The 5,354-nt window shown below is 67.3% G+C and carries 7 protein-coding genes; all 7 read right to left on the bottom strand.

Features of this window, described 5'->3' with window-relative positions:
• Positions 1-159: 159 nt before the first annotated feature.
• The 7 genes from VFM98_RS06135 to VFM98_RS06105 all read right to left on the bottom strand — a co-directional run bounded on the left by VFM98_RS06135 (position 160) and on the right by VFM98_RS06105 (position 5,316).
• Positions 160-897: an amino acid ABC transporter ATP-binding protein gene (locus VFM98_RS06135; protein WP_325109018.1), complete on the bottom strand. Its 738-nt coding sequence runs from the start codon at positions 895-897 to the stop codon at positions 160-162.
• A gap of 30 nt (positions 898-927) precedes the next feature.
• Positions 928-1,590 carry an amino acid ABC transporter permease gene (locus tag VFM98_RS06130; RefSeq protein WP_325109016.1) on the bottom strand — a complete coding sequence of 221 codons (663 nt, stop codon included), beginning with the start codon at positions 1,588-1,590 and terminating at the stop codon, positions 928-930.
• A gap of 1 nt (position 1,591) precedes the next feature.
• On the bottom strand, positions 1,592-2,353 hold the full coding sequence (locus VFM98_RS06125; protein ID WP_325109015.1) for an amino acid ABC transporter permease: 762 nt from the start codon (positions 2,351-2,353) through the stop codon (positions 1,592-1,594).
• Positions 2,354-2,426: 73 nt separating this feature from the next.
• Positions 2,427-3,314, bottom strand: a complete 888-nt coding sequence (locus tag VFM98_RS06120; protein WP_325109014.1) for an amino acid ABC transporter substrate-binding protein — start codon at positions 3,312-3,314, stop codon at positions 2,427-2,429.
• 146 nt (positions 3,315-3,460) lie between these two features.
• Positions 3,461-4,408, bottom strand: a complete 948-nt coding sequence (locus VFM98_RS06115) for a LysR substrate-binding domain-containing protein (protein ID WP_325109013.1) — start codon at positions 4,406-4,408, stop codon at positions 3,461-3,463.
• Between the two features lie 35 nt (positions 4,409-4,443).
• A complete protein-coding gene (locus tag VFM98_RS06110) occupies positions 4,444-4,851 on the bottom strand; it encodes a VOC family protein (protein WP_325109012.1) in 408 nt (135 codons plus the stop codon).
• Positions 4,852-4,863: 12 nt separating this feature from the next.
• Entirely contained in the window at positions 4,864-5,316 is a 453-nt protein-coding gene (locus tag VFM98_RS06105) for a metallophosphoesterase family protein (RefSeq protein ID WP_325109017.1), read from the bottom strand.
• Positions 5,317-5,354 lie beyond the last annotated feature (38 nt).

The raw sequence follows: 5,354 nt of genomic DNA, 5'->3' as shown, positions 1-5,354 counted from the left end.
CACTCCGGAGGGCCCTCACCCCGGCCCTCTCCCGCAGGCGGGAGAGGGAGAGGGAGAGCGCCGGAATTCGTAGGCTGGCGCTGAGCCGCGAAGCGCCGAAGCCCAGCGCTTGGGCGCCCCCACCCCTGCCCTCCCCCAGAGTGGGAGGGTGAAACAACCTCAGTGCGCGAGGATCTTGTTCAGGAAATCCTTGGTCCGCGGCTGCCTTGCCTCGGGATTGCCGAAGAATTCGTCCTTGCTGCAGTCTTCCAGCAGCCGCCCGCCCACGTCCATGAAGATCACGCGGTTGGCCACCTTCTTCGCGAAGCCCATCTCGTGGGTGACGACCATCATCGTCATGCCTTCCTTCGCCAAGCCCACCATCACGTCCAGCACCTCGCCCACCATCTCGGGGTCGAGCGCCGAGGTCGGCTCGTCGAACAGCATCACGTAGGGGTCCATCGACAGCGCGCGGGCGATCGCCACCCGCTGCTGCTGGCCGCCCGAGAGCTGGCCGGGGAACTTGTCCTTGTGCGCCATGAGGCCCACGCGATCGAGCATCTTGAGTCCGCGCGCCTTCGCCTCGTCCTGCGAGCGCCCCAGCACCTTGACCTGCGCGATGGTCAGGTTCTCGGTGACGGACAGGTGCGGGAACAGCTCGAAGTGCTGGAACACCATGCCGACGTGGCTGCGCAGCTTCGGCAGGTCCGTCTTGCGGTCGTTGACCTGCACGCCGTTGACGAAGATCTCGCCCTTCTGGATCGGTTCCAGGCCGTTCACGGTCTTGATCAGCGTGGACTTGCCCGAGCCCGAAGGCCCGCACACCACGACCACGTCGCCCTTCTCGATGCGCGCGGTGCACTCGTTGAGAACCTGCACCGGCCCGTACCACTTGGACACGCCGCGGATGTCGATCATGGGTTGGTTTTCGCTCATGCGGGCTCTTTCTTATCGGATGATCGCGATCTTCTGCTGGACCCTCTTGACGATCCAGGAGAGGCTGAAGCAGATGACGAAGTAGAGGACGGCCGCGAGGATGTAGCTCTCGCGCGGCCGGCTCAGGTTGTTGCCCGCCACGGTGAAGCCGTGCAGCAGGTCGTGCGCCGTGATGATGTAGACCAGCGAGGTGTCCTGGAACAGGATGATGGTCTGCGTGAGGAACACCGGGATCATGTTGCGGAAGGCCTGCGGCAGGATCACCAGCCGCATGTTCTGGCCGTAGCTCATGCCCAGCGCCTGCCCGGCATAGACCTGCCCGCGCGGGATCGACTGGATGCCCGCGCGCACGATCTCGCTGAAGTACGCCGCCTCGAAGGCGATGAAGGTGATCACCGCCGTCAGCTCGGCCCCGATCGGCCGGCCGATGATGAAGGGCACCATCAGGAAGAACCACAGCAGCACCATCAGCAGCGGGATCGAGCGCATGCCGTTGACGTAGGTGGCGGCGACGAGCTCGAGCACCTTCACGCCCGACAGGCGCATCAGCGCCAGCACCGTGCCGAACACGATGCCGCCCAGCGTGGCGACCAGGGTCAGCACGAGGCTGAAATACAGGCCGTTGAGGATGTAGGCCTTGAAGACCTCGGGGGTGAAGACGCTGAAGTCCAGCATGTCAGTGCCCCCCGCCCGTGCTGGCCACGAAGCCCGGCACCCGCACGCGCCGCTCGATCAGGGCCATCACGCGGTTGATGGCGAACGCGGAGATCACGTACAGCACGGTCACCGCGAGGTAGATCTCGATGCCGCGTGCCGTCTCCTCCCCCGCCTGCTGGGCGAAGAAGGTCAGCTCCGTGATCGACACGGCGAACGCCACCGAGGAATTCTTGAAGATGTTCATCGCCTCGCTGGTCAGCGGCGGCACGATGATGCGGAAGGCCATGGGCAGCAGCACGTAGCGGTAGTACTGCGGGGTCGTGAAGCCCAGGGCCATGCCGGCGTAGCGCTGCCCGCGCGGCAGCGCCTGGATGCCCGCGCGCACCTGTTCGGCGATGCGCGCCGACGTGAAGAGGCCCAGCGCCATCACCACCAGCACCAGCTTGGGCGTGTCGGCGAAGAAGGGGATCAGCACCGGCACCACGTGGTACCAGAGGAAGATCTGCACCAGCAGGGGGATGTTGCGGAAGAACTCGACCCAGACGTTGCCGATGCGCACCAGCAGGGGGCTCTCGGGCAGGGTGCGGATCGTGCCGATCAGGGAGCCCACCACCAGCGCCACGACCAGGGAGAGGCCCGCCACCAGCACCGTCTGGCCCCAGGCGGAAATCAGCCAGTCCAGGTAGGTCTGCGTGCCGGTGGGGCCGCCGGTGCCGAAGCAGCCGGCCACGGCCGTCCTCTCGATCGTGTCCTGGCAAAAGACCTGCCAGTCCAGGGCCATCGTTTCTCCTCGCTCGTTATGGCAGCGCCGGCCGCGCCCGCGAGGGCGGCGGCCGGCGCGCGGGCAGCCTGGCTTACTTGTTGAAGTCTTCGGCCGGCTTGTCGTTCGGGTTCTTGATCAGGCCCTGCAGCGTCTCGCCCATCGGCAGGTTCACCGCCACGTTCTTCGGCGGGATCGGCTTCAGGAACCACTTGTCGTACAGCATCTTGATCTCGCCGTCCTTCATGGCCTTGCGGATGTAATCGTCCACGGCGGCCTTGAACTTCGGGTCGTCCTTGCGGATCATGATCGCGATCGGCTCGATGTTCAGCGTCTCGCCCACGATCTTGAAGTCCTTCGGGCTCTTGGAGCCGGCGATCAGGCCCGCCAGGATGTTGTCGTCCATCACGAAGGCATCGGCGCGGCCGGATTCCAGCAGCAGGAAGCTGTCGGCGTGGTCCTTGCCGTAGACCTCGTTGAACTGGATGCCCTGGGCGCGCTTGTTCTTGCGCAGCAGCGCCACCGAGGTGGTGCCGGTGGTGGTGGCCACGGTCTTGCCGTTCAGGTCGGCCACGGACTTGATGTTGGAGTTGGCCTTGACGGCGGTACGCACTTCCGTCACGTAGGTCGTGAGCGCGAAGGCCACGTCCTTCTGGCGCGCGACGTTGTTGGTGGTGGAGCCGCACTCGATGTCCACGGTGCCGTTCTGCACCAGCGGGATGCGGTTGGCGGAAGTGACGGCCACGTATTCCACCGGCACGCCGGGCAGCACCGCCTTCAGGATGCGCTGGCACAGCTCGACGTGGTAGCCGGTGAACTGGTTGTTGCCCAGCGTGTACGCCAGGGGCGCGGACGATTCGCGCGTGCCCATCACCACCTTGCCCGACGCCTTGGCCTTGGCCAGGGTGTCATTCAGCTGGGCGAAGGCGCCGCTGGCTGCGAGGGCCGCGAGAGCAAAGGCCAGCAGATGCTTTTTCTTCATTCAAATCTCCTTTGATGTAACCGAACCCAACCGGAAATTCTAGGCCCGCTCCGCAGGGGAGCGGCGCAAACCGCGGGCGCCGACAGCTTAGGGCCAGCAACGGGGCCTCGAAAGCAGGGTTTATGCCCGGTGGCATGCCACCTGACTCACTCCTTCAGCAGCAAGGCCGCCCCGCCTTCCTTGGCGAGGAAATTCCACAAGGCCTGCGCCGTGCCCTTGGGGGCGTGCTTGCCGCCGGGGCGTTCGCGGTAGGCCCGCACCTCCATCGTGACTTCCAGGCCCGCCAGCTCCGGCGGCGCGGCGCGCACCAGCTTGCCCGAGCGCAGCTCCTTCTTCACGGCGCTGTAGGGAAGGAAGGCGATGCCATGGCCCTCGAGCGCCATCACCTTCAGGCCCTCGGCCATGTCGGTCTCGTACACGCGATCGAGGTGGATCGCCGTGCCGGCCTGCTTCAGGAGCACGTCCGTCACCTGGCCCAGGTAGGCGCCGGGCGCGTAGCCCAGATAGGGCAGCGGCTGCGCGCTGCGCCCGGGCAGCTTGAAGATCGGCTCGCCGGCCGCATCGGGCTTGCAGTAGGGGGCGAGGCTCTCCTGCCCCAGGGTGACGAGCTCGTAGCGGTCGGCATCGAGCTGCAGCGGCTGCGCGCTGTGGTGGTAGGCGATCAGCACGTCGCAGCTGCCTTCCACCAGCCGCATCACGGCGTCGTGCACGTTCAGGGCGATCAGGCGGCTCTTGATCGGGCCGAAGGTCTCGCGCAGGCGCGACACCCAGGCCGGGAAGAAGGTGAAGGCCAGCGTGTGCGGCACCGCGAACTCGATCACGTCGTGGCCCGCCGAGGCGTGGCCGCGCAGCATGGCGCGGGTGCTTTGCAGCGCCTGCAGGATCTCCAGCGACTGGACGTAGAGCGTTTCACCGGCCGGCGTGAGCCGGGTGGGATAGGAGCTGCGGTCCACGAGGTCGGTGCCGGCCCAGGCTTCCAGCGCCTGGATGCGGCGCGAGAAGGCGGGCTGGGTCACGTGGCGCAACTGGGCCGAACGGCTGAAGCTGCGCGTCTCGGCGAGGCTGACGAAATCTTCCAGCCATTTGGTTTCCATGGCCGGATTATTGCCAAGCCGGGGTGTCGCCCACGCTACACGTTGGGCGGCCCCTTCAGTTCCACCGTGTTGCCCTCCGGATCCGTGAGGTACATCGAAGGGCCCTGTCCCTCGGCGCCGAAGCGCTGCGCCACCGGCCCGGGCTCGACGCCGTGCGATTGCAGGTGGGCGCGGATCGCCTCGGCGTCCCAGTTCTCCACCCTCAGGCAGAAGTGGTCCAGGTTGCGGCCTTCGCGGCCCGGCGCGGCGCCGCCCGCACGGCCGATCTCGCTGTCCACCGGGATCAGGTCGATCAGGCCGCGGCCGGCCCGCAGTTGCACGAGGCCGATCTTCTCGTCGACGCGGTGCACCGGGCAGCCCAGCACCTCGCCGTAGAAGCGGACCATGGCGTCCACGTCCTTGACACGCAGGACGAGGTGGTCGATGTCGCGGATCTTCAGCATGGCTGCGGCCTTTCAGAACTGCACCAGGTGCGCCGTCACGCGGCCCTGGGCCACGCGCAGCTCGCCGGCGGAGATCGGCAGCTTGAAGCGCCGCGGCCCCGCGCTGCCCGGGTTGACGTAGAGGACGCCCTCGCGCTCCTGCACCCGCGGTTGGTGCGAATGGCCGCTGACCACCGTGCCGGCGCCGCCAGTATCGGGCGTGCGCCCAAGGTCCGCAATGTCGTGCACGACGAGGATGGTGGCGCCGCCCAGTTGCACCACTTCGCGCTCGCGCAGGCGCTGCGCCCAGGCACCCCGGTCGTTGTTGCCGCGCACGGCCGTGAGCGGCGCGATTGCGGCCAGCGCCTGCAGCACGGCCTCGTTGCAGATGTCGCCGGCGTGCAGGATGTGGTCGCTGCCGCGCAGGTACTCCAGCACCTCGGGCCGCAGGAGGTTGTGCGTGTCGGAGACCAGGCCGATGCGCAAGGCCTCAGCCCGCCTTCTGCAGCGCGGCCTGCGGCGCC

It is taken from the genome of Ramlibacter sp. (assembly GCF_035706265.1).
Classification (GTDB): domain Bacteria; phylum Pseudomonadota; class Gammaproteobacteria; order Burkholderiales; family Burkholderiaceae_C; genus Ramlibacter.
Note: the sequence above shows the minus strand (reverse complement) of the source record. Positions and strands in the feature narration are given on the sequence as shown.

What these genes read in the sequence shown, in the direction of transcription:
- VFM98_RS06130 (WP_325109016.1), bottom strand. Translation starts at nt 1,590, where the DNA reads ATGCTGGACTTCAGCGTCTTCACCCCCGAGGTCTTCAAGGCCTACATC.
- VFM98_RS06135 (WP_325109018.1), bottom strand. Translation starts at nt 897, where the DNA reads ATGATCGACATCCGCGGCGTGTCCAAGTGGTACGGGCCGGTGCAGGTT.
- VFM98_RS06120 (WP_325109014.1), bottom strand. Translation starts at nt 3,314, where the DNA reads ATGAAGAAAAAGCATCTGCTGGCCTTTGCTCTCGCGGCCCTCGCAGCC.
- VFM98_RS06110 (WP_325109012.1), bottom strand. Translation starts at nt 4,851, where the DNA reads ATGCTGAAGATCCGCGACATCGACCACCTCGTCCTGCGTGTCAAGGAC.
- VFM98_RS06125 (WP_325109015.1), bottom strand. Translation starts at nt 2,353, where the DNA reads ATGGCCCTGGACTGGCAGGTCTTTTGCCAGGACACGATCGAGAGGACG.
- VFM98_RS06115 (WP_325109013.1), bottom strand. Translation starts at nt 4,408, where the DNA reads ATGGAAACCAAATGGCTGGAAGATTTCGTCAGCCTCGCCGAGACGCGC.